This window comes from Streptomyces sp. NEAU-sy36, from assembly GCF_013423905.1.
GTDB classification, from domain to species: Bacteria; Actinomycetota; Actinomycetes; order Streptomycetales; family Streptomycetaceae; genus Streptomyces; species Streptomyces misionensis.
The window spans coordinates 5,005,582-5,030,358 of record NZ_CP058977.1; the positions used below are offsets into that span (position 1 = coordinate 5,005,582).

2 protein-coding genes are annotated in these 24,777 nt (G+C 73.5%); one reads left to right on the forward strand and one right to left on the reverse strand.

The genetic code is table 11. The annotated features are described in order from the left end of the window. Positions 1-60 precede the first annotated feature (60 nt). Entirely contained in the window at positions 61-23,241 is a 23,181-nt protein-coding gene (locus HZZ00_RS22385) for a type I polyketide synthase (RefSeq protein WP_180328113.1), read from the reverse strand. Between the two features lie 432 nt (positions 23,242-23,673). On the opposite strand from HZZ00_RS22385, the gene HZZ00_RS22390 reads away from it, so the two are divergent. Beyond that, the gene (locus tag HZZ00_RS22390) at positions 23,674-24,774 is read left to right on the forward strand and encodes a cytochrome P450 (protein WP_257585061.1); all 1,101 of its coding nucleotides are present in this window, start codon (positions 23,674-23,676) and stop codon (positions 24,772-24,774) included. The last annotated feature ends 3 nt before the right edge of the window (positions 24,775-24,777 follow it).

Here is a 24,777-nt window from a genome sequence, read left to right on the forward strand (position 1 = left end):
TCACCCCTGCGAAGAATTACCGGAATTCGGCAAAGGGAGCACCGGACGCACCGGAGCCGTTCAGGAAATCCCGAATTCCTTGCCGAGCAGATCGAATACTTCGTCGTCCGTGGCTGATTCCAGATCGCTGCCGCCCGTGCGAGGGCTTTCCTGGTCCGACGTCCTGCCGGTTTCACCGGCGACCGCCAACAGGTTCTGGAGCTTTGACAGGATCAGGTCGCGAGCTCGACTCTCTGACAACTTCGTGACCAATTCTTGTTCGACCCTCTCCAGATCGGCAAGTAGGGAATCCACTAGGGCCGGTTGGGCCGCGTCCGCCGTCTCCGCGCACACGTGCCGGGCGAGGAGAGCGGGTGTCGGATGGTCGAAGACCAGTGTCGCCGGGAGCCTGAGCCCGGTGGCCTTGTTGAGCCGGTTGCGCAGTTCGACGGCCGTGAGGGAGTCGAAACCCAGGTCCTGGAAGGCGTGTTCCGGCCGGACCGTTCGATCCGACGCGTGCCCCAGGACCGCGGCCGCCTCGGCCCGCACCAGGTCCAGCACGGTCTTCTCCCGCTCCGCCGGGGGAAGCCCCGCCAGGCGCTCCGACAGCGGCTTCCCGGTGGGGGCGCCGGCCGGCCGGGTCCTGCGGGCGGCCGTGGCCGGCACAAGGGCGCGCAGCACCGGCGGTGTCTCACCGGCGCGCAGTGCCCCGACGTCGATGCGCGCGGGGGCGAGTGCCGCCGCGTCCGAGGCGAGTGCCGCGTCGAACAGGCGCAGCCCCTCTTCCGGCGGCAGCGGCAGTACGCCGCTGCGCGCCATTCGCGCCCGGTCGGCCTCGGCGAGGCCGTCCGTCATCGCCCCGGCCTGCTCCCACACGCCCCAGGCCAGCGAGGTGGCGGGCAGCCCCGCACGACGCCGGTGCGCGCAGAAGGCGTCGAGGAAGGAGTTCGCCGCCGCGTAGCTCGCCTGTCCGGCGCCGCCGACCGCGGCGGCGATGGACGAGAACACCACGAAGGCGGCCATGTCCCGGTCCCGGGTGCACTCGTGCAGGTTGAGCACGGCGTCCACCTTGGGACGGAAGACCTGCCTCATCCTCTCCGGTGTGATCGAGGCGACCACTCCGTCGTGGAGCACGCCCGCGGTGTGCACGACGGCCGACAGCGTCTGCGCGCCGAGCCCGTCCAGCAGCTCGGAGACGGCTGCCCGGTCCGCGACGTCGCAGGCCGCCCAGGTGACCTCGGCGCCCGCTGCGGCGAGTTCGGCCGCCAGCTCGGCCGCACCGGGCGCGTCCGCGCCCCGGCGGCTCGCCAGCAGCAGTCGGCGCACTTTGTGCCGGGCCACCAGGTGCCGGGCGACGAGCACGCCCAGCGATCCGGAGGCGCCGGTCACGAGGACCGTGCCCCCGGCGAGGTCCGGGGTGCTGGTGCCGGTGCCGGTCTCCTCGACCAGGCGCGGTACGAGCACCTTCCCGTCGCGGACCGCGAACTGCGGCTCACCGGCGGCGAGTACGGCGGGCAGCGCGCGGACCACGTCGTCGGTGTCCTCGGCCTCCGCCAGCACGAACCGGTCCGGATGCTCCGACTGCGCCGACCGCACCAGCCCCCACACCGCGGCATGCGCCAGATCGTCCGGACGCGTCACCAACGCCAGCCGCCCCGCCCGCTCCCGCGCCGACCACCATTGCAGCAGCGCCAGCACCGCACTCGCCGTGCCGTGCACACGGTCGGCGGTCTCCGTGCCGGACCCCACCGGGCACGGCACGACCGTGACCACGGCGACGTCGGGCAGGTCCGGCTCGGCGGACAGGGCGGCCAGGTCCGCGTAGCGCCGCACGTCGAGCGCGGTGGCGGCCTCGGTGAGGGTCGCGGGCCGCCATGCGAGGGCGAACAGCGCGTCGTCGGCGCGGCTGACGGAGCCGCCCGCCGCCCGTAGTTGCTCCCGCGATACCGGCCGCAGCGACAGCGAGCCGGCCGTGGCCACCGGGGCGCCGGAGGCGTCGGCCACGGTCAGCGACACCGTGTCCGTACCGGTACGGGAGACCTTGACCCGCAACGCCGTCGCGCCCGTGGCCCGGACGCCCACCTCGGACCAGGCGAAGGGCAGCAGCGGCCCGTCGCCGACGGGGATCAGCCCGCCCGCGCCGATCGCGTGGAGCGCGGCGTCCAGCAGCGCCGGGTGCACGGCGAACCCGTCCGCGCCCGTGCCCTCGGGGAGGGCGACTTCGGCGAGGACGTCGTCCCCGCTGCGCCACACCGACCGCAGCCCTTGGAAGACCGGCCCGTAGTCCAGCCCCGCGCGGGCCATGTCCTCGTAGAAAGCGGCCAGTTCGACGGCCTCGGCGTCCGTCGGCGGCCACGCGCCGAGGTCGGCGCCGTGCGGCGGCTGGGGCGGCTCTTCCCTCAGGAAGCCGACCGCGTGCCGCACCCACGGTGCGTCGTCGGGGGCGTCCTCCGGTCGCGCGTGCACGCTCAGCGCGCGCCTGCCCGGCTCCTCCTCGGCGCCGACCCACACCTGTACGGCCACACCACCGCGCTCCGGCACGACCAGCGGCGCCTCCAGCGTTAGGTCCTCGACCTGTGCGCAACCGGCCTCGTCACCCGCGCGCACCGCCAGCTCCACCAGCGCGGTGCCCGGCAGCAGCACGCTGCCCATCACCGTGTGGTCGGCGAGCCACGGATGCGTCCTGAGCGAGAGCCGCCCGGTGACCAGGAACCCGCCGGCACCGGGCAGCGCGACGGCCGCCCCGGCCAACGGGTGCCGTGCCGCGCCCAGCCCGAGCCCGGTGGCGGCGTCGGCGCCGGTGGACTCCTCGGGGGATTCGAGCCAGTAGCGCTCGTACTGGAAGGCGTAGGTGGGCAGGTCGACCCGGCGGGCGCCGGGGAAGAAGGCGTGCCAGTCCACTTCGGTGCCGTGGACGTGCAGTTCGGCGAGCGCGGTGACGACCGCCTGCGGCTCGGAACGCCCGGCGCGCAGCACGGGGATGGTGACGATGTCGTCCACGCAGCCCTGCGCCAGGGCGCTGAGGACACTGCCGGGGCCGATCTCCACGAAGGTCGTGACGCCCAGCTCGTGCAGGGTCCGGACACCATCGGCGAACCGGACCGCCTCACGGACGTGCCGGACCCAGTACTCCGGGGTGTACGACTCCGCCAGACGGCCCGTGAGGTTCGAGACGACCGGGATTCGGGGGTCGTTGAACACCAACCCACCGACGACCTGTTCGAACTCATCCAGCATCGGGTCCATCAGCGGGGAATGGAACGCGTGGCTGACCTTCAACCGGGATGTCTTGCGGCCCTGTTCGGCGAACACCTGAGCGACCGCCGACACCGCGTCATCCGAACCGGAAACCACCACCGACTGCGGGCCGTTGATGGCCGCGATCCCTACCTCGCTGGTGAGATGCGGCAGCACTTCGTCCTCGGACGCCTGCACCGCCACCATCGCACCGCCGACGGGCAACGCCTGCATGAGACGAGCCCGCGCGGACACCAACTTCGCAGCGTCCTCCAACGACAACACACCCGCCACATGCGCGGCCGCGACCTCACCCACCGAATGACCGGCCACGTAATCTGGCCGCACACCCCAGGATTCGAGCAGCCGGAACAGGGCGACTTCGACGGCGAACAACGCGGGCTGCGTCGAACCCGTCCGGTTCAACTCCTCGGAATCGACATCGACCGGCGCCTCCAGCAGCGCACACACCTCGTCGTACGCCGCCGCGAACACCGGATACGCGGCATACAACTCACGCCCCATCCCCAGCCGTTGCGACCCCTGCCCCGAGAAGAGGAAGCCGGTTTTACCCCTGGTGGCCTCGTCGCCCAGGACGACCCGGGCGGACGGGGACCCGGCGGCCAACGCGCGGACTCCTTCGATGAGTTCGTCCCGGCTCTCCCCCACCACCGCGGCCCGGTGCCCCATGGCCGAGCGGGTGGTGGCGAGCGAGAAGCCGATGTCGGCCGGCCGCGGGTTCGCCTCCGGGGCCAGGGACAGCAGGCGCTCCGCCTGGGCCCGCAGCGCCGCCTCCGTACGACCGGAAAACACCCACGGCACGACCGTTCCGGGCTCTGGACCGAGCGGGGGTTCCACCGCGTCCGGGGACTGTTCCACGATCACATGGGCGTTGGTGCCGCTGATGCCGAAGGACGATACGGCGGCTCGGCGCGGCCCGTCGCCCGGGGACCACTCGACGGCCTCGGTCAGCAGCCGAACGCCACCGGCCGACCAGTCCACGTGCGGGGTCGGCTCGTCCGCGTGCAGGGTCCGCGGCAGCACACCGTGCCGCATCGCCATCACCATCTTGATCACACCGCCGACACCGGCGGCGGCCTGGGCGTGGCCGATGTTGGACTTGAGGGACCCCAGCCACAGCGGCCGCTCCTGCGGCCGGTCCTGCCCGTAGGTGGCCAGCAGTGCCTGTGCCTCGATCGGGTCGCCCAGCTTCGTGCCCGTGCCGTGCGCCTCCACCGCGTCGACCTGGGCGGGAGACAGACCCGCGTTCGCCAGCGCCTGCCGGATCACCCGCTGCTGCGAAGGCCCGTTGGGCGCCGTGAGCCCGTTCGACGCGCCGTCCTGGTTCACCGCCGTACCCCGGACCACCGCCAGCACCCGGTGCCCGTTCCTCCGGGCATCGGACAGCCGTTCCACCAGCAGCATGCCCGCACCCTCGGCCCACCCCGTACCGTCCGCCCCGGCGCCGAACGCCTTGCAGCGGCCGTCCGCGGACAAGCCGCGCTGCCGGCTGAACTCCACGAACGTCGAGGGCGTCGCCATGACGGTGACGCCGCCGACCAGCGCCATGCCGCACTCGCCGCCGCGCAGCGCCTGGGCGGCCAGGTGCAGCGCCACCAGCGAGGACGAGCACGCCGTGTCCACCGTGACCGCCGGGCCCTCCAGACCGAAGGTGTACGAGACCCGGCCGGAGGCGATGCTGCCCGCACTGCCGCTGCCCAGGTAGGCGTCCATGCCGTCCGGAGCCGTTTTCAGGCGCCCGCCGTAGTCGTGGTACATCACCCCGGCGAAGACACCGGTACGGCTGCCCCGCACCGTCGCCGGATCGATCCCGGCCCGCTCGAACGCCTCCCACGACGTCTCCAGCAGCAACCGCTGCTGCGGGTCCATCGCCAGCGCCTCACGCGGCGAGATTCCGAAGAAGGCCGGGTCGAACTCGGCGGCCCGGTGGAGGAAGCCGCCGTGGCGCACGTACGACTTGCCTGAGCGATCGGGGTCGGGGTCGTAGAGGTTCTCGACGTCCCAGCCGCGGTCCTCGGGGAAGCCCGAGATCGCGTCGCCGCCGGAGGCGACGAGCCGCCACAGGTCTTCGGGCGAGCGCACGTCGCCGGGGAACCGGCAGGCCATGCCCACGATCGCGATCGGCTCGTCCGTCGCGCGGACCGCGGCGACCGGAGCCTTTGCCCCCTCCTGGACGCCCAGTGTCCCGGCCAGCAGGAAGCGGGCGAGCGCGACGGGCGTGGGGTGGTCGAAGACCATGGTCGCGGGCAGCCGCAGTCCGGTCGCCGCGTTCAGCCGGTTGCGGAGCTCGACCGAGGTGAGCGAGTCGAAACCGGCTTCCTGGAAGGCGTGTTCGGGTCGCACGGCCTGTGCCGAGGCGTGGCCGAGCACGGCGGCGGCCTCGGTGCGCACCAGGTCCAGCACCATCTGCTCGCGCTCGGCTTCCGGCAGCCCGGCCAGCCGCTCCCCCAGCGATCCCCTCGGCGCGGTCGGCGCGGTCCGCCGTACCGGCGCGACCCGGGCCAGGGCGCGCAGCACCGGCGGCGCCGTCTCCCGCAGTCCGCTGAGGTCCAGTCGCAGCGGGGCGACGGCGGCCCGGTCCAGGGCGGACGCCGTGTCGAACAGCCGCAGGCCCTCGTCCACGGCGATGGGGGCGAGGCCCACCCGCTTGAGCCGTACGAGGTCCGTCCGGTCGAGGCCGCCTGCCATGCCGCCGCCCTGCTCCCACAGGCCCCACGCCAGCGATGTGGCGGGCAGCCCCCGGGCGCGGCGGGCTTCGGCGAAGGCGTCGAGGAAGGTGTTCGCCGCCGCGTAGTTGCCCTGTCCCGCGCTGCCCAGGATTCCGGACACCGAGGAGAAGACCACGAACGCCGACAGGTCGCCCGTCAGCTCGTCGAGGTTGAGCACGGCGTCGACCTTCGGGCGCAGCACCTTCGTCAGGCGCTCGGGGGTGAGCGCGTCGAGGACGCCGTCGTCGAGGACGCCGGCCGTGTGCACCACGGCGGTCACCGGGATGCCGGACAGCACCTCCGCGAGGGCGTCCCGGTCCGCCGCGTCACAGGCCGCCCAGCGCACGTCGGCGCCCGCGGCGGCCAGTTCCGCCCCGAGTTCCGCCGCACCCTCGGCGTCCGCGCCGCGCCGGCTCATCAGCAGCAGACTGCGTACGCCGTGCTCGGCGACCAGGTGCCGGGCGACGAGCCCGCCCAGCGCCCCGGACGCACCGGTCACCAGGACGGGCCCGGACCCGAAGTCCGGTGGTCCAGCCGCTTCTTCGGTGGCCTTCACCAGGCGCGGGACGAGTACCTTCCCGTCGCGGACCGCGAACTGCGGCTCACCGGCGGCGAGTACGGCGGGCAGCGCGCGGACCACGTCGTCGGTGTCCTCGGCCTCCGCCAGCACGAACCGGTCCGGATGCTCCGACTGCGCCGACCGCACCAGCCCCCACACCGCGGCATGCGCCAGGTCGTCCGGACGCGTCACCAACGCCAGCCGCCCCGCTCGCTCCCGCGCCGACCACCATTGCAGCAGCGCCAGCACCGCACTCGCCGTGCCGTGCACACGGTCGGCGGTCTCCGTGCCGGACCCCACCGGGCACGGCACGACGACGACGTCCGGTGTCCCTTCCGACTCCCGCAGCGCGTCGAAGTCCGCGGCCGTTCCGATCACCGGTGCCTCGGTGACGGAGGCAGGCGTGAACGGCGTCCACTCCAGCCCGTACAGCCCGCCTTCGCGACGGATGCCGCGCACCTGGTCCGCCGGCACGGCCCGCAGCGACAGCGCCTCGATCGAGGCCACCGGGTCACCGGCGCCGTCGGCCACGGCCACGGTGACCGCGCCGTCGGCCGTCCGCGACAGCTTCACCCGCACCATCGCGGCACCGGCCGCCTGCACGAAGACACCGGACCACGCGAACGGCAGGACCGGACCGTCGGCCGGCGACACCAGCCCACCGGCGGCCAGTGCGTGCAGGGCGGCGTCCAGCAGCGCGGGGTGCAGGGCGAACGCCCCTGCCTCGGCGGCGGGTTCCGCCGGCAGCTCGACCTCCGCGAAGACGTCGTCCCCGCCCCGCCACACCGACCGCAGCCCTTGGAAGACCGGACCGTAGTCCAGCCCCGCGCGGGCCATGTCCTCGTAGAAAGCGCTCAGTTCGACGGCCTCGGCGCCCGTCGGCGGCCACACGCCGAGATCCGTGCCCTGCGGTGTCTGCGCCGGGGACAGCACACCCGTCGCGTGCCGCAGCCAGGAGCCGTCCTCGACGCGCGAGTGCACGCTCAGCTGTCGCCGGCCCGACGCGTCCTCCGCGCCGACCGCCACCTGAAGGGCGACACCGCCGTGCTCGGGCACGACCAGGGGAAGTTCAAGGGTGAGGTCTTCGATGCATCCGCACCCCGTCTCGTCGCCCGCCCGGATCGCCAGTTCCACGAACGCGGTACCGGGCAGCAACACGGTCCCGTTCACGGCGTGGTCGCCGAGCCACGGGTGGGTTTCCAGGGACAGCAGCCCGGTGAGCAGGACGCCGTCACTGTCGGCCGTCGCGATCGACGCTCCGAGCAACGGGTGGTCCGCCGGCCCCTGGCCGACAGCCCGGACGTCACCGGATGCCCGGGGGACGTCCAGCCAGTAGCGCTCGCGCTGGAAGGCGTAGGTGGGCAGATCGACCCGCCGGGCACCCGGGAGAAGGGCGTGCCAGTCCGGCGAGATGCCGTGGGTGTACAGCTGCCCGAGGGCGGTGATGAGTGCGTACGGTTCGGGGCGGCCGGCGCGGAGCGCGGGGATGGCCACGACGTCGTCCACACAGCCCTGCGCCAGGGCGCTCAGCACTCCGCCGGGGCCGATCTCCACGAACGTCGTGACACCCAGCTCGTGCAGGGTCCGGACACCATCGGCGAACCGGACCGCCTCACGGACGTGCCGCACCCAGTACTCCGGGGTGTACGGCTCGGCCAGACGGCCCGTGAGGTTGGAAACGACCGGGATTCGGGGTTCGTTGAAGACCAGCCCACCGACGACCTGTTCGAACTCCTCCAGCATCGGGTCCATCAAGGGGGAATGGAACGCGTGGCTGACCTTCAACCGGGAGGTTTTGCGCCCCTGTTCGGCGAAGACCTCAGCGACCGCCGACACCGCGTCCTCGGCACCGGAAACCACAACGGACCGAGGACCGTTGATGGCCGCGATCCCTACCTCGCCGGTGAGATGCGGCAGTACTTCGTCCTCGGACGCCTGCACCGCCACCATCGCCCCACCCGCAGGCAACGCCTGCATGAGACGAGCCCGCGCGGACACCAGCTTCGCAGCGTCCTCCAGCGACAGCACACCCGCCACATGCGCGGCCGCGATCTCACCCACCGAGTGACCGGCCACGTAATCCGGCCGCACACCCCAGGATTCGAGCAGCCGGAACAACGCCACCTCGACGGCGAACAACGCGGGCTGCGTCGAACCCGTCTGATTCAACTCCTCCGAATCGACATCGACCGGCGCCTCCAAGAGCCCGCACACCTCGTCGTAGGCCGCCGCGAACACCGGGTACGCGGCGTACAACTCACGCCCCATACCGAGCCGTTGCGACCCCTGCCCCGAGAACAGGAACCCGACCTTCCCCCCGACACCACCACCGACCACCGAACCGCCACCGGAAGCAACCGCCTCCAACCCCTCCCGCAGCTCCTCAAACCCCTCCCCCACCACCGCGGCCCGACGCTCCAGCACCGCACGCGACGTTCCCAGGGAGAACGCCACATCCTCCGGACGAAGCCCCACGGCCTCCGCGCCGTCCAAGAAGGACAGCAATCGAACCGCCTGCGCCCGCAGCGCCGCGTCGCTCCTCGCCGACAGCACCCACGGGACCGGTCCCACGACGGCCGCCGTACCCCGGGCGGGCTCCTCGTCCCGCTCGGCCTGCTCGACGATCACATGGGCGTTAGTGCCGCTGACCCCGAAGGAGGACACGCCTGCCCGGCGCGGCCCGTCGCCCGGGGACCACTCGACGGCCTCGGTCAGCAGCCGAACGCCACCGGCCGACCAGTCCACGTGCGGGGTCGGCTCGTCCGCGTGCAGGGTCCGCGGCAGCACACCGTGCCGCATCGCCATCACCATCTTGATCACACCGCCGACACCGGCGGCGGCCTGGGCGTGGCCGATGTTGGACTTGAGGGACCCCAGCCACAGCGGCCGCTCCTGCGGCCGGTCCTGCCCGTAGGTGGCCAGCAGTGCCTGTGCCTCGATCGGGTCGCCCAGCTTCGTGCCCGTGCCGTGCGCCTCCACCGCGTCGACCTGGGCGGGAGACAGACCCGCGTTCGCCAGCGCCTGCCGGATCACCCGCTGCTGCGAAGGCCCGTTGGGCGCCGTGAGCCCGTTCGACGCGCCGTCCTGGTTCACCGCCGTACCCCGGACCACCGCCAGCACCCGGTGCCCGTTCCTCCGGGCATCGGACAGCCGCTCCACCAGCAGCATGCCCGCACCCTCGGCCCACCCCGTGCCGTCCGCCCCGGCGCCGAACGCCTTGCAGCGGCCGTCCGCCGACAGACCGCGCTGCCGGCTGAACTCCACGAACACGGACGGGCCAGCCATCACCGTGACGCCGCCGACGAGGGCCATGCCGCACTCGCCGCCGCGCAGCGCCTGGGCGGCCAGGTGCAGCGCCACCAGCGAGGACGAGCACGCCGTGTCCACCGTGACCGCCGGGCCCTCCAGACCGAAGGTGTACGAGACCCGGCCCGAAGCGACGCTGCCCGCGCTGCCGTTGACGAGGTAGCCCTCCAGCCCGGCCGGCGAGGTGCGCACCCGTCCGCCGTAGTCGTGGTACATCACCCCGGCGAAGACACCGGTACGGCTGCCCCGCACCGTCGCCGGATCGATCCCGGCCCGCTCGAACGCCTCCCACGCCGTCTCCAGCAGCAACCGCTGCTGCGGGTCCATCGCCAGCGCCTCACGCGGCGAGATCCCGAAGAACTCGGCGTCGAAGTCCGCCGCGTCGTGGAGGAAGCCGCCCTCGCGGGTGTAACTGGTGCCCCACTTCTCGGGGTCGGGGTCGTAGAGGTTCTCGACGTCCCAGCCGCGGTCCTCGGGGAAGCCCGAGATCGCGTCGCCGCCGGAGGCGACGAGCCGCCACAGGTCTTCGGGCGAGCGCACGCCACCGGGATAGCGGCAGGCCATGCCCACGATCGCGAGGGGTTCGTCCGCCGCCGTGGCGGCCGGCGTGAACGTCGCGGGCACGGCTGCCGCCGCCTCGCCGGGGCCCGCGGCCTCGGCGGTGAGGAAGCGGGCGAGGGCGAGCGGGTTCGGGTAGTCGAAGATCAGGGTGGCGGGCAGGCGCATGCCGACGGCGGTGTTGAGGCGGTTGCGCAGTTCGACGGCGGTCAGCGAGTCGAATCCGATGTCCTGGAACGGGTCGTCCGCGCCGACCGATCGTGCGCCCGCGTGGCCGAGCACGGCGGCGACCTCGGTGCGCACCAGGTCCAGCACCACCTGCTCGCGCTCGGCTTCCGGCAGCCCGGCCAGCCGCTCCCCCAGCGATCCCGTCGGCGCCGTCCGCGCCGTGCGCCGTACCGGTGCGACGCGCACCAGGGCGCGCAGCACCGGCGGCACGGGCTGTCCCCGCCCGTCGCGGAAGACGGACGTGTCGAGGCGGACCGGGGCGAGGGCCGCCCGGCCCGTGGCCAGTGCCTGGTCGAACATCCGCAGGCCGTCGGCCGCCGGGATCGCGGCGAGGCCCATGCGCCTGATGCGGGCGAGGTCCGTGTGGCCGAGACCGCCGGTCATGGTGCTGTCGCTGTCCTGCGCCCACAGGCCCCACGCCAGCGACGTGGCCGGCAGGCCCGTCGAGCGGCGGTGCTCGGCGAGGGCGTCGAGGAAGGTGTTGGCCGCGGCGTAGTTTCCCTGGCCCGGTGTGCCCAGGATGCCCGCCACCGAGGAGAAGAGAACGAACTCGACAGGCCCGCCGGGGAGTTCGGCCGCCAGGTCGTGCAGGTTCAGTGCAGCGTCCACCTTCGGGCGGAACACGGCGTCCAGTCGCGCGGGGGTCAGGGAGCCGATGACTCCGTCCTCCAGGACGCCGGCGGTGTGGACGATCGCGGACAGGTTCTGCCCGGGCCCGGGCAGGAGTGCGCGGACGGCGTCGCGGTCGGCCAGGTCGCAGGCCGCCCAGGTGACCTCCGCGCCCTGCGTGGTGAGTTCGGCGGTGAGTTCGGCGGCGCCGGGTGCGTCCCCGCCGCGGCGGCTGACGAGCAGCAGGCTGCGGACGCCGTGCTCGGCGACCAGGTGCCGGGCGACGAGCCCGCCGAGGCCGCCCGAGGCACCGGTCAGCAGGACGGTGCCGGAGCCGAGACCGGCTGGCTCGGGTCGCGCGTCCGGCGTGGTGACACGGACCAGCCTCGGCACTCGTACCTCGCCGTCCGCCACCACCCGGGCCTGCGGCTCGCCCGACGCGAGCAGGCCGGGCAGCACCCGGGCGAGCCCGGCGTCGGCACCGGCGCCGCCGGGGGTCTCCACCAGCGTGACGCGGTCGGGGTTCTCGGTCTGCGCCGAGCGCACCAGTCCGTGGACCGCGGACTGGGCGAGATCGTCCGTGCGTGTCACGAGGACCAGCCGCGCCGGACGTTCCTCGGCGAGCCACCACCGCAACACCTCCAGCACGGCGTGGGTGACCTCACGGACCCGGGTGGCCAGGTCCACGTCCGTTCCGGTCGGACAGGGCACCACCACGGCATCCGCATCGTCCGCCTCCGCCTTCGTGTCCGCGTCGGTCGACGGGGCAGCGGCCCGCAGGGCGGCGAGGTCCGCGTACGTCTCGATCCTCGTGCCGGCCGGCGCGGCCGGCAGGTCGACCGGCCTCCACTCCAGGCCGAGCACCGCGTCGGCGCCGCCGGAGCCGGCGCGGAACCGGTCGGGGGCCACCGGGCGCAGCGTCAGCGCATCGACCGTGGCCACGGGTTCACCGGTGCCGTCGGCCAGCAGCAGGGACACCGTGCCGGTGCCGACGCGCGAGACCTTCACCCGCAGGCCGGAGGCGCCGGCCGCCGCGAGGCGCACCCCGCGCCAGGCGAACGGCAGCAGCCCGTTCCCCGTCCGGGCCTCGGGCTCGACCGCGCCCAGCCAGACGGTGTGCAGGGCGGCGTCGAACAGGGCGGGGTGCAGCCCGTACGCGCCCGCGTCCGCTCCCTGCGCGCCGGGCAGTTCCACCTCGGCGAAGAGATCGTCGCCGTCCCGCCATGCGGCGCGCAGCCCCTGGAAGAGGGGGCCGTAGTCGAGGGCCATGCCGGCGAGGCGGTCGTAGAACCCTTCGACGTCGACCGGCCGGGCCCCCGCGGGCGGCCACACGGCGAGCGAGCCGCCCAGGGGCCCCTCCGTGGCGACCCTCAGCGAGCCGGAGGCGTGCCGGACCCATGCCCGTGGGGATTCGTCCTCGTCGTCCTCGCGCGAGTGCACGGTCAGCGGTCTGCGGCCCGAGCCGTCGTCGGCGCCGACCCGCACCTGGAGGGCGACACCGCCGCGCTCGGGCACCGGCAGCGGTGTCTCGAGCGTCAGTTCTTCCAGCAGGTCGCACCCGACGGCGTCGGCGGCGGCGAGCGCCAGTTCGACGAACGCGGTGCCCGGCAGCAGCGCGACCCCGCTGACGCAGTGGTCCACCAGCCACGGGTGCGTGTGCGCCGAGAGCCGCCCGGTGAGCAGGTACCCGTCGCCGTCGGCCAGTGGCACGGCGGCACCGAGGAGCGGATGACCGGCCTCGCCCTGCCCCACCGCGCGCAGGTCCCCGGCGGCGGCGGGGACGTCGAGCCAGTACCGCTCGCGCTGGAACGCGTACGTGGGCAGGTCGACGCGGCGGGCGCCGGGGAAGAAGGCGTGCCAGTCCACTTCCGCGCCGCGGACGTGCAGTTGGGCGAACGCGGTGGTGAGCGCCTGTGGTTCCGCGCGGTCGGCACGGAGTACGGGGATGGTGACGACGTCGTCCACGCAGCCCTGCGCGAGGGCGCTCAGCACTCCGCCGGGGCCGATCTCCACGAACGTCGTGACACCCAGCTCGTGCAGGGTCCGGACACCATCGGCGAACCGGACCGCCTCACGGACGTGCCGGACCCAGTACTCCGGGGTGTACGGCTCCGCCAGACCGCCGGTGAGGTTCGAAACGACCGGTACCCGCGGCTCGTTGAAGGACAGGTCCCGGACGACCTGCCCGAACTCGTCCAGCATCGGGTCCATCAACGGGGAATGGAACGCGTGGCTGACCTTCAACCGGGACGTCTTACGGCCCTGCTCCCGGAAGACCTCGGCGACCGCCAGAACGGCGCCCTCGGCGCCCGAAACCACCACCGACTGCGGGCCGTTGACCGCCGCAACACCCACCTCTGCGGTCAGATACGGCAGCACCTCGTCCTCGGACGCCTGCACCGCCACCATCGCCCCACCCGCAGGCAAACCCTGCATGAGACGAGCCCGCGCGGACACCAGCTTCGCAGCGTCCCCCAGCGACAGCACACCCGCCACATGCGCCGCCACGACCTCACCCACCGAATGACCGGCCACGTAATCCGGCCGCACACCCCACGACTCCAGCAACCGGAACAACGCCACCTCGACAGCGAACAACGCGGGCTGCGTCGAACCCGTCCGATCCAACTCCTCCGAATCGACATCGACCGGCGCCTCCAACAGCGCACACACCTCGTCGTACGCCGCCGCGAACACCGGATACGACGCATACAACTCACGCCCCATCCCCAGCCGTTGCGACCCCTGCCCCGAGAACAGGAACCCGGTCTTGCCCGCCGGTTGGGCGCGTCCGGAGACAACGTTCGCCGCCGGCTCGCCCGCGGCGAGGGCCGCCAGCCCCGCCCGCAGCTCGGCCGGTTCGGTGCCGATCACCGCGGCCCGGTGCTCCAGTGCCGACCGGGTGGTGGCCGAGGAGAATCCGGCGTCGACGGGCGACACGTCGTCGGTCGCGAAGGCCAGCAGGCGCTCCGCCTGGGCCCGCAGTGCCACGTCGCTCTTCGCCGACAGCACCCACGGCACGGGAACCGGCCGGTGTTCTTGGACCGGTTCGGCCGGCGCGGTGAGGGGTGCCTCTTCGATGATCGTATGGGCGTTGGTGCCGCCGATGCCGAAGGACGAGATCGCGGCCCGGCGGGTCCTGGCGGTCCGGGGCCAGGGCACCGGCTCGGTCAGCAGCCGTACGGCGCCCGCCGACCAGTCGACGTGCGGGGTCGGCTCGTCCACGTGCAGGGTCGGCGGGAGCACGCCGTGCCGCATCGCCAGCACCATTTTGATCACACCGGCGACGCCCGCGGCGGCCTGCGTGTGCCCGATGTTGGACTTGACCGAGCCGAGCCATACGGGCCGGTCGTCGGAGTGTTCCTGCCCGTACGTGGCGAGGAGTGCCTGTGCCTCGATCGGGTCGCCGAGCATGGTGCCCGTGCCGTGGGCCTCGACGGCGTCCACGTCGGCCGGGGTCAGTCCGGCGGAGGCCAGCGCCTGCCGGATCACCCGCTGCTGCGAGGGACCGTTCGGCGCCGTCAGACCGTTGGACGCACCGTCCTGGTTCACCGCGCTGCCCCGCACCACCGCCAGCACCCGGTGCCCGAGGCGCCGCGCATCGGACAACCGCTCCACCAGCAGCAGCCCGACACCCTCACCCCAGCCCGTGCCGTCCGCACCGGCCGCGAACGCCCTGCACCGCCCGTCCGGCGACAGCCCCCGCTGCCGGCTGAACTCCACGAACAGGTCCGGTGTGGTCATCACGGTGACGCCGCCGACCAGGGCCATCGTGCACTCGCCGCCTCGCAGGGCCTGCGCGGCGAGGTGGAGGGCGACCAGCGACGAGGAGCACGCCGTGTCCACCGTGACCGCAGGTCCTTCGAGCCCGAACGTGTAGGAGAGGCGTCCGGAGACCACCGAGGCCGCCTTGCCGGTGAGCGCGTATCCCTCGGTCTCCTCGGGGGCGTTGCGCAGCGCGCCCGCGTAGTCCTGGCCGTTGGTGCCGATGAAAACGCCGGTACGGCTGGCGCGGACGGATGCGGGGGCGATGCCGGCGCGTTCGAACGCCTCCCACGCCGTCTCCAGCAGCAGCCGCTGCTGCGGGTCCATGGCCAGCGCCTCGCGCGGGGAGATCCCGAAGAGGCCGGCGTCGAAGCGGTCGGCACCCTGGAGGAAGCCGCCCTCGCGCGCGTACGTCTTGCCGGGCCGGTCGGGGTCGGGGTCGTAGAGCGCGTCGATGTCCCAGCCGCGGTCGGTGGGGAAGCCGGAGATCGCGTCCCGGCCGGAACCGAGCAGTTCCCACAGATCCTCAGGTGACTGGGCGCCGCCGGGGAAGCGGCAGCTCATCCCGACGATCGCGAGGGGTTCGTCGGCGGCGGCGACGGTCGTCGTCCGCACGACGTCCGCCGTCTGCCCGGATCCGCCGAGGAGTCGCTCGCCCAGGTGCCGGGCGAGGGCGGTGGGGGTCGGATGGTCGAAGACCAGGGTGGTGGGCAGGTCGAGGCCGGTGGCCGTGCCGAGCCGGTGGCGCAGTTCGACGGCGGTGAGCGAGTCGAAGCCGGTCTCGCGGAACGTCCGGTCCGCGTCGAAGGCGCCCCTGCCCGAGTGGCCGAGCACGGTGGCGGCCTGCTCGCGGACCAGGTCCAGAAGGATGCGGGCCTGGTCCCCGGGTGTGGCGTCGAGGAGCCGCCGGGCCAGCGCGGACGCGGGCACGTCGGCGGTTCGCGCCTGCCGGGCCCGGGCTTCCAGTGCTTCGCGGGCCTCGGGGACGCCGCGCAGCAACGGACACGGGCGCGGCCCGGCGAAGGCCGTGACGAAACGGTCCCAGTCCACGTCCGCGACGGTCACGGCGGTCTCGCCGTGGGTGAGCGCGTCGTGCAGTGCGGCGATCGAGGACGGGGCGGCGATCGGCCGTACGCCGCGCCGCCGCAGGTGGTCGCCGGCGGCGCCGTCGGCCATGCCGCCGTCCGCCCACGGTCCCCAGGCGATGGCCAGCGCGGGCAGGCCCTGCGCGCGGCGCTGCTCGGCGAGGGCGTCGAGGAAGGCGTTCGCGGCACCGTAGGCGCCCTGTCCGCCGTTGCCCCAGACACCGGTCATGGAGGAGAAGAGCACGAAGGCGTCGAGGTCCGGGCGGTCCCGGGTCAGTTCGTGCAGGTGGCGTGCCGCTTCCACTTTGGGGCGCAGCACGCGGTCGAGGCGCTCGGGCGTGAGGGATTCGACCAGGCCGTCGTCGAGTACGCCCGCGGTGTGCACCACGGCGTCGACGGGGTGCCGGGCGAACAGGTCGGCGAGTGTGTCCCGGTCGGCCGCGTCGCACGCGACGACCGTGACCTGTGCCCCCAACTCCTCCAGTTGCCGCTTGAGTTCGGTGGCTCCGGGAGCGTCCGGGCCCCGGCGGCTGGTGAGCAGCAGGTGCTCGGCACCGGCCCCGGCGAGCCAGCGGGCGACGTGCCCGCCGAGCGCCCCCGTACCCCCGGTCACGAGGACGGTGCCGCGCGGCGACCAGGGTGCGGTCGGCGGCGCCGTGCGCTGGGGGGCGCGCACCAGGCGGCGGCCGTGGACACCGGAGGTGCGTACGGCGAGCTGGTCCTCGTCGGCCTGGCCGAGCAGACCGGCCAGGCGCTCCAGCTCGCGGGGGCCGGGCTCGGCGGGCAGATCGACGAGTCCGCCCCAGCGCTGCGGCTGTTCCAGGGCGACGATCCGGCCGAGGCCCCAGAGCAGGGCCGAGCCGGGGTCGGTCAGCGGGTCCGCCGTGGCGGTCGACACCGCGCCGCTGGTCAGGCACCACAGCGGTGCCTCGATCCCGGCGTCGCCGAGCGCCTGGACGAGCAGGGCGAGCCGCTGGAGGGCGACCGTCCCCGCTTCTCCCGGTGGCGCGGCGAACACGATGCCGTCGACCTGCTCGTGCCCGCCGTCGGTCAGCGCCCGGGCGAGCGCGTCGCGGTCGGTGTCCTCGGCCACGGCGAACGGCACGAGGGCGACGCCGAGTCCGGTGAGTCCGGCACGGATCTCGTCGGTCCAGGAGGTCTCCTCACAGACCACATAGAGCCAGGTCCCCGAAGGTACGGCCCCGACCGTGCCGCCGAGTGGCTGCCAGGTGATCCGGTACCGCCGGCCGTCCACGGCGGACCGCTCGCGCCGCTGCCTGCGCCAGGCCGACAACTTGGGCGCGACGGCTTCCAGTTCGCCGGGCTCCAGGCCCAGCAGCGCGCCGAGGGATGCCGGGTCCTCTCGTTCGACGGACTCCCAGAACTCGGCGTCCTCCGGAGCCCCGCCGGGCGCCGTCCGGGGCGCGTCGAGCCAGTAGCGCTCGCGCTGGAAGGCGTAGGTGGGCAGATCGACCCGCCGGGCACCCGGGAGAAGGGCGTGCCAGTCCGGCGAGATGCCATGGGTGTGCAACTGCCCGAGGGCGGTGATGAGTGCGTACGGTTCGGGGCGGCCGGCGCGGAGCGCGGGGACGGCCACGACGTCGTCCACACAGCCCTGCGCCAGGGCGCTCAGCACTCCGCCGGGGCCGATCTCCACGAACGTCGTGACACCCAGCTCGTGGAGCGTCTGGACACCGTCGGCGAACCGGACCGCGTCACGGACGTGCCGCACCCAGTACTCCGGGGTGTACGACTCCGCCAGACGGCCCGTGAGGTTCGAAACGACCGGAATCCGCGGCTCGTTGAAGGACAGGCCCCGGACGACCTGCCCGAACTCCTCCAGCATCGGGTCCATCAACGGGGAATGGAACGCGTGGCTGACCTTCAACCGGGACGTCTTACGGCCCTGCTCCCGGAAGACCTCGGCGACCGCCAGAACGGCATCCTCAGTGCCCGAAACCACCACGGACTGCGGGCCGTTGACCGCCGCAACACCCACCTCTTCGGTCAGATACGGCAGCACCTCGCCCTCGGACGCCTGGACCGCCACCATCGCACCGCCGACGGGCAACGCCTGCATGAGACGAGCCCGCGCGGACACCAGCTTCGCAGCGTCCTCCAGCGACAGCACACCCGCCACATGCGCCGCCGCGATCTCACCCACCGAATGACCGGCCACATAATCCGGCCGCACACCCCACGACTCCAGCAGCCGGAACAGGGCCACCTCGACGGCGAACAACGCGGGCTGCGTCGAACCCGTCCGGTTCAACTCCTCCGAATCGACATCGACCGGCGCCTCCAACAGCGCACACACCTCGTCGTAGGCCGCCGCGAACACCGGATACGCGGCATACAACTCACGCCCCATACCGAGCCGTTGCGACCCCTGCCCCGAGAACAGGAACCCGATCTTCCCCCCGACACCACCACCCACCGAACCGCCACCGGAAGCAACCGCCTCCAACCCCTCCCGCAGCTCCTCAAGCCCCTCCCCCACCACCGCTGCCCGACGCTCCAGCACCGCACGCGACGTTCCCAGGGAGAACGCCACATCCTCCGGACGAACCCCCACGCCCTCCGCACCGTCCAAGAAGGACAGCAACCGAACCGCCTGCGCCCGTAACGCCGCGTCGCTCCTCGCCGACAACACCCACGGGACCGGTCCCACGACGGCCGCGGCCCCCTGGGCAGGCTCCTCCTCCCGCTCGGCCTGCTCGACGATCACATGGGCGTTGGTGCCGCTGATGCCGAAGGAGGACACCGCGGCCCGGCGCGGTCCGCCGTCCGCAGGCCAGTCCACGGCCTGGGTGAGCAGTCGTACGCCGCTCGCCGACCAGTCGACGTGCGGGGTCGCCTCGTCCGCGTGCAGAGTCCGCGGCAGCATCCCGTGCCGCATCGCCAGCACCATCTTGATCACGCCGGCCACGCCCGCGGCGGCCTGCGTGTGCCCGATGTTCGACTTCAGCGAACCGAGCCACAGCGGCCGTTCCTCCGACCGTCCACGGCCGTACGTGGCGATGAGGGCTTCGGCCTCGATCGGGTCGCCGAGGCGCGTGCCGGTGCCGTGCGCCTCGACGGCGTCGACGTCGGCGGGCGTGAGTCCGGCGGCCGTCAGGGCCTGGCGGATGACACGCTGCTGGGAAGGGCCGTTGGGGGCGGTGAGGCCGTTGGACGCGCCGTCCTGGTTGACCGCGCTGCCCCGGACGACGGCCAGGACCGGGTGGCCGTTGCGGCGGGCGTCGGACAGCCGCTCCACCAGGAGCATGCCGACGCCCTCCGCCCAGCCGGTACCGTCCGCCCCGGCACCGAACGCCTTGCAGCGGCCGTCCGCCGACAGACCGCCCTGGCGGCTGAACTCCACGAACATGCCCGGTGTGGACATCACCGTGACGCCGCCCGCGACGGCCAGCGAGCACTCGCCGCCGCGCAGCGACTGGACGGCCAGGTGCAGCGCCACCAGGGACGACGAGCAGGCCGTGTCGACCGTGACCGCCGGACCTTCGAGACCGAAGGTGTAGGCGACCCGACCGGAGGCGACGCTGGTCGTCGTGCCGGTCAGCAGATAGCCCTCGGCTCCGTCGGCGGGCTCGTGCAGGCGGGGGCCGTAGTCCTGTGCCGTCGCGCCGATGAACACGCCCGCCCGGCTGCCGCGCAGGGTGGCCGGGTCGATGCCGGCGCGTTCGAAGGCCTCCCACGCGGTCTCCAGGACCAGCCGCTGCTGCGGGTCGATCGCGGCGGCCTCGCGGGGGCTGATGCCGAAGAAGGCGGCGTCGAACTCGGCGGCCTCGTGCAGGAAGCCGCCGTAGCGGGTGGTGGAGGTGCCGGGCCCGGGCGCGCGGAGCGCCTCGATGTCCCAGCCGCGGTCCGTGGGGAACCCGGAGACCGCGTCGCCCGCGGAGGCGAGCAGCCGCCACAGGTCCTCGGGGGTGTGCACGCCTCCGGGCAGCCGGCAGCTCATGCCGATGATGGCGATGGGCTCGTCGGGGTCGGCCGGCGTGATGGGCGCCCCGGCGGCCGCGTCCTCGCCGCTCGGGGACCCGGCGGCGAGGTGGCGGGCGAGGGCGGCCGGGGTCGGGTGGTCGAACAGCAGTCCGCTGGGCAGGCGCAGGCCGGTCGCCTCGCCGAGCCGGTCGCGCAGTTCGACGGAGCTGAGCGAATCGAAGCCGAGGTCCTTGAACGTCCAGTCGGTCTCCACCTGGCGGCTGTCGGCGTGCCCGAGGACCGCGGCGATGTGGGCGCGGACCAGGTCGAGCACGGCGTCGGCGCGCTCGGCCCCGGGAAGTGCGGCCGGTCGTGCGCCCGGCGCTCCCGCGGGGGTGTCGTCGTTCTCTTCCGTCCCGGCGGGGGCGGCGGGCCCCGAGGGCACGGGGGTCCGGGCGGTGTCGGCGCCGTCCAGCCAGTACCGCCGGCGTTCGAACGCGTAGGTGGGGAGCGGGACCTTGCGGCGGGTGCCTCGCCCGCCGCCGAACACGGCGTCCCAGTCCGGTTCCACGCCATGGACGTGCAGGGCGGCGACGGCCGTCAGCAGGGCCTCCGCCTCGGGGCGCCGGGCGCGCAGAACGGGGACGCACAGGGCCGCGTCGGCGGTGCCGGAGCGGACGAGGGAGGTGAGCACTCCGCCGGGTCCCAGCTCCAGGCAGGCGCGGACGCCGTGCGCGTCGAGGCAGGCGACGCCGTCGGCGAAGCGCACCGCCTCGCGCACGTGGCGGACCCAGTACGCGGCCGTGCGCCCTTCGTACTCCGACGGTTCCCGGGACAGCCGGCCCGTCACGTTGGACACGACGGGAATGCGCGGGGTGTGGAAGGTCAGACCCTCGGCCACCTCGCGGAACTCCGCCAGCATGGGTTCCGTGTGCGGGGAGTGGAAGGCGTGGCCGACCCGCAGCCGGCTGGTCTTGCGGCCGAGGGCGGCGAACGCGTCGGCGATCTCGGTGGCGAGGTCGTCGTCGCCGGAGACGACGACGGAGTCGGGGCCGTTCACCGCGGCGATGCTCACGCGGTCCGTGCGCTCGCCGATCCGGGCGCGGACCTCCGCCTCGGTGGCCTGCACGGCGATCATGGCGCCGCCCGGGGGCAGCGCCTGCATCAGCCGGCCGCGCGCGGCCACGAGTGCGCAGGCGTCGGGGAGGGAGAGGACGCCGGCCACGTGCGCGGCGGCGAGTTCGCCCACGGAGTGGCCCATGAGCACGCCGGGGGTGATGCCCCAGCCCTCCAGCAGCCGGTAGAGGGCGACTTCGAGGGCGAACAGCGCGGTCTGGGTGTAGAGGGTCCGGTCGAGTTCGGCGGCCTCCGCGGTGCCTTCGGGGGCGAACATGACCTCGCGCAGCGGCCGGGGCAGCAGCGGATCGAGGTGTGTGCAGACGTCGTCCAGCGCGTCGGCGAACGCCGGTACGGTCGCGGCGAGTTCGCGGCCCATGCCGGCGCGCTGGCTGCCCTGGCCAGGGAAGAGGAAGGCGAGTTCGCCGCGCGGACCGGTGCGGCCCGTGGTCAGTGCGGAGTCGATGCCGCCGGTGGACAGCTCGCGCAGGGCACGCAGGAAGTCGTCGCGGTCCCCGCCCACGACGACGGCCCGGTGGTCGAAGGCGGTGCGGCCGGTGGCCAGCGACCAGCCGACGTCGGGCAGCGCGAGGCCGGGGTGCGCCTCGGTGTGGGCGAGCAGGGCGGCGGCCTGGGCGCGCAGCGCGGACGCGGTCTTCGCGGACAGCGGCCACAGGGTGGGCGCCCCACCCCCACCCCGAGCCCGGCCCGCACCTGCTTCGGCGGCGTCACCGCTGCGGTCGGTGGCCGTCTCCCCGTCGGCGCCCCTCGCCGCTGTCCCCTGAGCCGTCGCCGTCGTCCGGTGCTCCGCCAGTACGACATGGCAGTTGGTGCCGCCCATGCCGAACGAGCTGACGCCGGCCAGCAGCGGCCGGCCGTCCTCGGTGGTCCACGCGGTGTGCTCGGTCTGCAGCCGCAGGTTCAGCCGCTCCAGCGGGATCGCGGGGTTCGGGGTCTCGTGGTTGAGGCTGGCGGGCAGTTCACGGTGGTGGAGGGACAGCACGGCCTTCAGCAGACCGGTGATGCCGGCGGCGCCCTCCAGGTGGCCCACGTTGGTCTTGGCCGAGCCGACCCGCAGCGGGTTGCCGCACTCGCGTCCGGCGCCGAGGACGGCGCCGAGCGCGGCGGCCTCGACGGGGTCGCCGACCTTGGTGCCGGTGCCGTGCAGTTCGACGTAGCCGACGTGGGCGGGGTCGGTTCCGGCCCGTTCGTAGGCGAGCCGGAGCACCTGCTCCTGCCCGGACCGCAGCGGCACTGTCAGACCGTCGCCGCCGCCGTCGTTGTTGACCGCGCTGCCGCGGATCACGCAGTAGACGTGGTCACCGTCCGCGACGGCCCGGGCGAGGGGCTTGAGGACGACCAGTGCGCCGCCCTCGCCGCGGACGTAGCCGTTGGCGCGGGCGTCGAAGGTGTAGCAGCGGCCGTCGGGGGACAGCCCGCCGAACTTGGCGGCTCCCACGGTGCTTTCGGGCACGATGTTGAGGCTCACCCCGCCCGCGAGGGCGACGGTGGACTCGCCCTTGCGGAGGCTCTCGCAGGCCAGGTGGACCGAGACCAGGGAGGAGGACTGGCCGCTGTCCACGGTCAGGCTCGGGCCGTTGAGACCGAGGAAGTAGGAGACCCGGTTGGCGATGATGCCGCGGTGCAGGCCGGTGACGGTGTGCGGGGAGATGGCGGTGAGTCCGGAGCGGTGGTGCAGGGTCGCGTAGTCGTCCCAGATGGCGCCGACGAAGACCCCGGTGCGGGTGGCGCGCAGCGTCTCGGCGCGTACGTGGGCGTCCTCCAGCGCTTCCCAGGCCAGTTCCAGGACGAGCCGCTGCTGGGGGTCCATGGCGGCGGCCTCTTTCGGGGAGAGACCGAAGAAGGCGGCGTCGAAGTGGCCGATGCGGTCGAGGAATCCGCCCCGGCGGATGTCGGTCCTGCCGGGTGCGGCCGGGTCGGCGTCGGCCACGGCGGCGGCGTCCCACCGGTCCGGGGGTACGTCGGTGATCGCGTCCGCGCCGTCGCCGAGCAGCCGCCAGAAGGCGGCCGGGTCGGGGGCCCCCGGCAGCCGGCACGCCAGGCCGACGACCGCTATGCCACCGGCCGCGTCAGCCGCGGCCGAACCGGCCCGATCGCCCATTCCGTTGAGCTCGGACTCGACCATATTGAACTCCACCCGCCCACACAGAGAAGGAAAAGACACCGCACCGTGGCGGGCCGGGGCACGAGAGATCGGCGCAGTCGATCGGTACGGCCGGACGGCAACTGGTCACGGTGTGGGTTGTGGGTCCAGTCTCGGTCCCTGGGCCGCGCTCCGCGGCCGCTGCGGAGCGGTTCTAGGGGAATCCCCAATGGCCCTGTTGTTCACGGGCATTGACGTCCGGCGGCATCTCTAAGGAAAACCCTAGCCGCAGTCGTGGGAGAACTGCACCTTACACAGCCTCCCCCAATTCTCCTTCGACGAGGTCACGGGTCTTCCATGGTGTATTCGCAAGAAGCCGGGAATCGCTCGGCGCGGCCGTTTCCCACGGCGCGCCCCATAGGTTGTCCTTTCGATCCGCCGGTCCCCTTCGGCGAGGCGCGCGAGGAATGCCCGATGACCCCGCTGCGGTATCCCGACGGGCACATCGGCCATCTGGTCACCGGGCTGGGGGCCGCGCGGTCCGTGCTGGCCGACCCCCGCTTCAGCTCCCTGCCCGCGGGGAAGCGTTCCCCGGTGAAGGTGCCGGGCTCCGAGCTGAGCACCGACGCGCTGCCCGCGGGCATGTTCGTCAACATGGACCCGCCCGAGCACACCCGCTACCGCCGTTTGCTGAGCAAGCACTTCACCATCCGCCGGGTGCGTGAACTACGCCCCCGCATCCAGGAGCTGACGGATCGCCTGCTGGACGGGATGGCGGCCGATGGCGGCCCGGCCGACCTCGTCAAGGCGTTCGCCAAGCCGCTGCCCACGCTGGTCACCTCCGAGTTGCTCGGCCTGCCGGAGACGGACCGCGCCGAGTTCGGGCGGCACGTCGACGTGCTCTTCAGCCTCGCCACCAGCGGAGAGGAGATGCGGGAGTCGATGGCGGCGCTCGGCGGCATGCTGCACGCCCTGATCGCCGCCGCGCGCGAGAACCCGGGCCCCGACATCCTGGGCAGGCTCACCGTCGAGACCGACCTGAGCGACGAGGAACTGCTCGGCATCACCATCGTGCTCCTGATCGCCGGGCTGGAGACCACCACCAACATGCTGGCGCTGGGCACCTACGCCCTGCTCCGCCACCCCGAGCAGCTGGCCGCGCTGCGCGCCGACTGGTCGCTCCTGGACGACGCGGTCGAAGAGCTGCTGCGCTACCTCAGCGTGGTGCAGATCGGCCCGATCCGCGTCGCCGCCGAGGACTTCGTCTTCGAGGGGCGGCCCGTCCGCAAGGGAGAGGTGGTCACGGTGTCACTGCCCGCGGCCAACCGCGACCCGCTGGGCTTCGAGGACCCCGACACCTTCGACATCCGCCGCGGCACGACCCGGCACGTGGCCTTCGGCAACGGCCCCCACCAGTGCATGGGCCACCACCTGGCCCGCCTCGAACTCGCCGTCGGCTACGAGTCGTTGCTGCGCCGCTTCCCCCGGCTGGAGCTCGCCGTCGCGGCCGAGGAGATCGGCACCCGGGAGATGATGGTGACGTACGGCGTCCGCGAACTGCCCGTGCGCTGGTGAGCG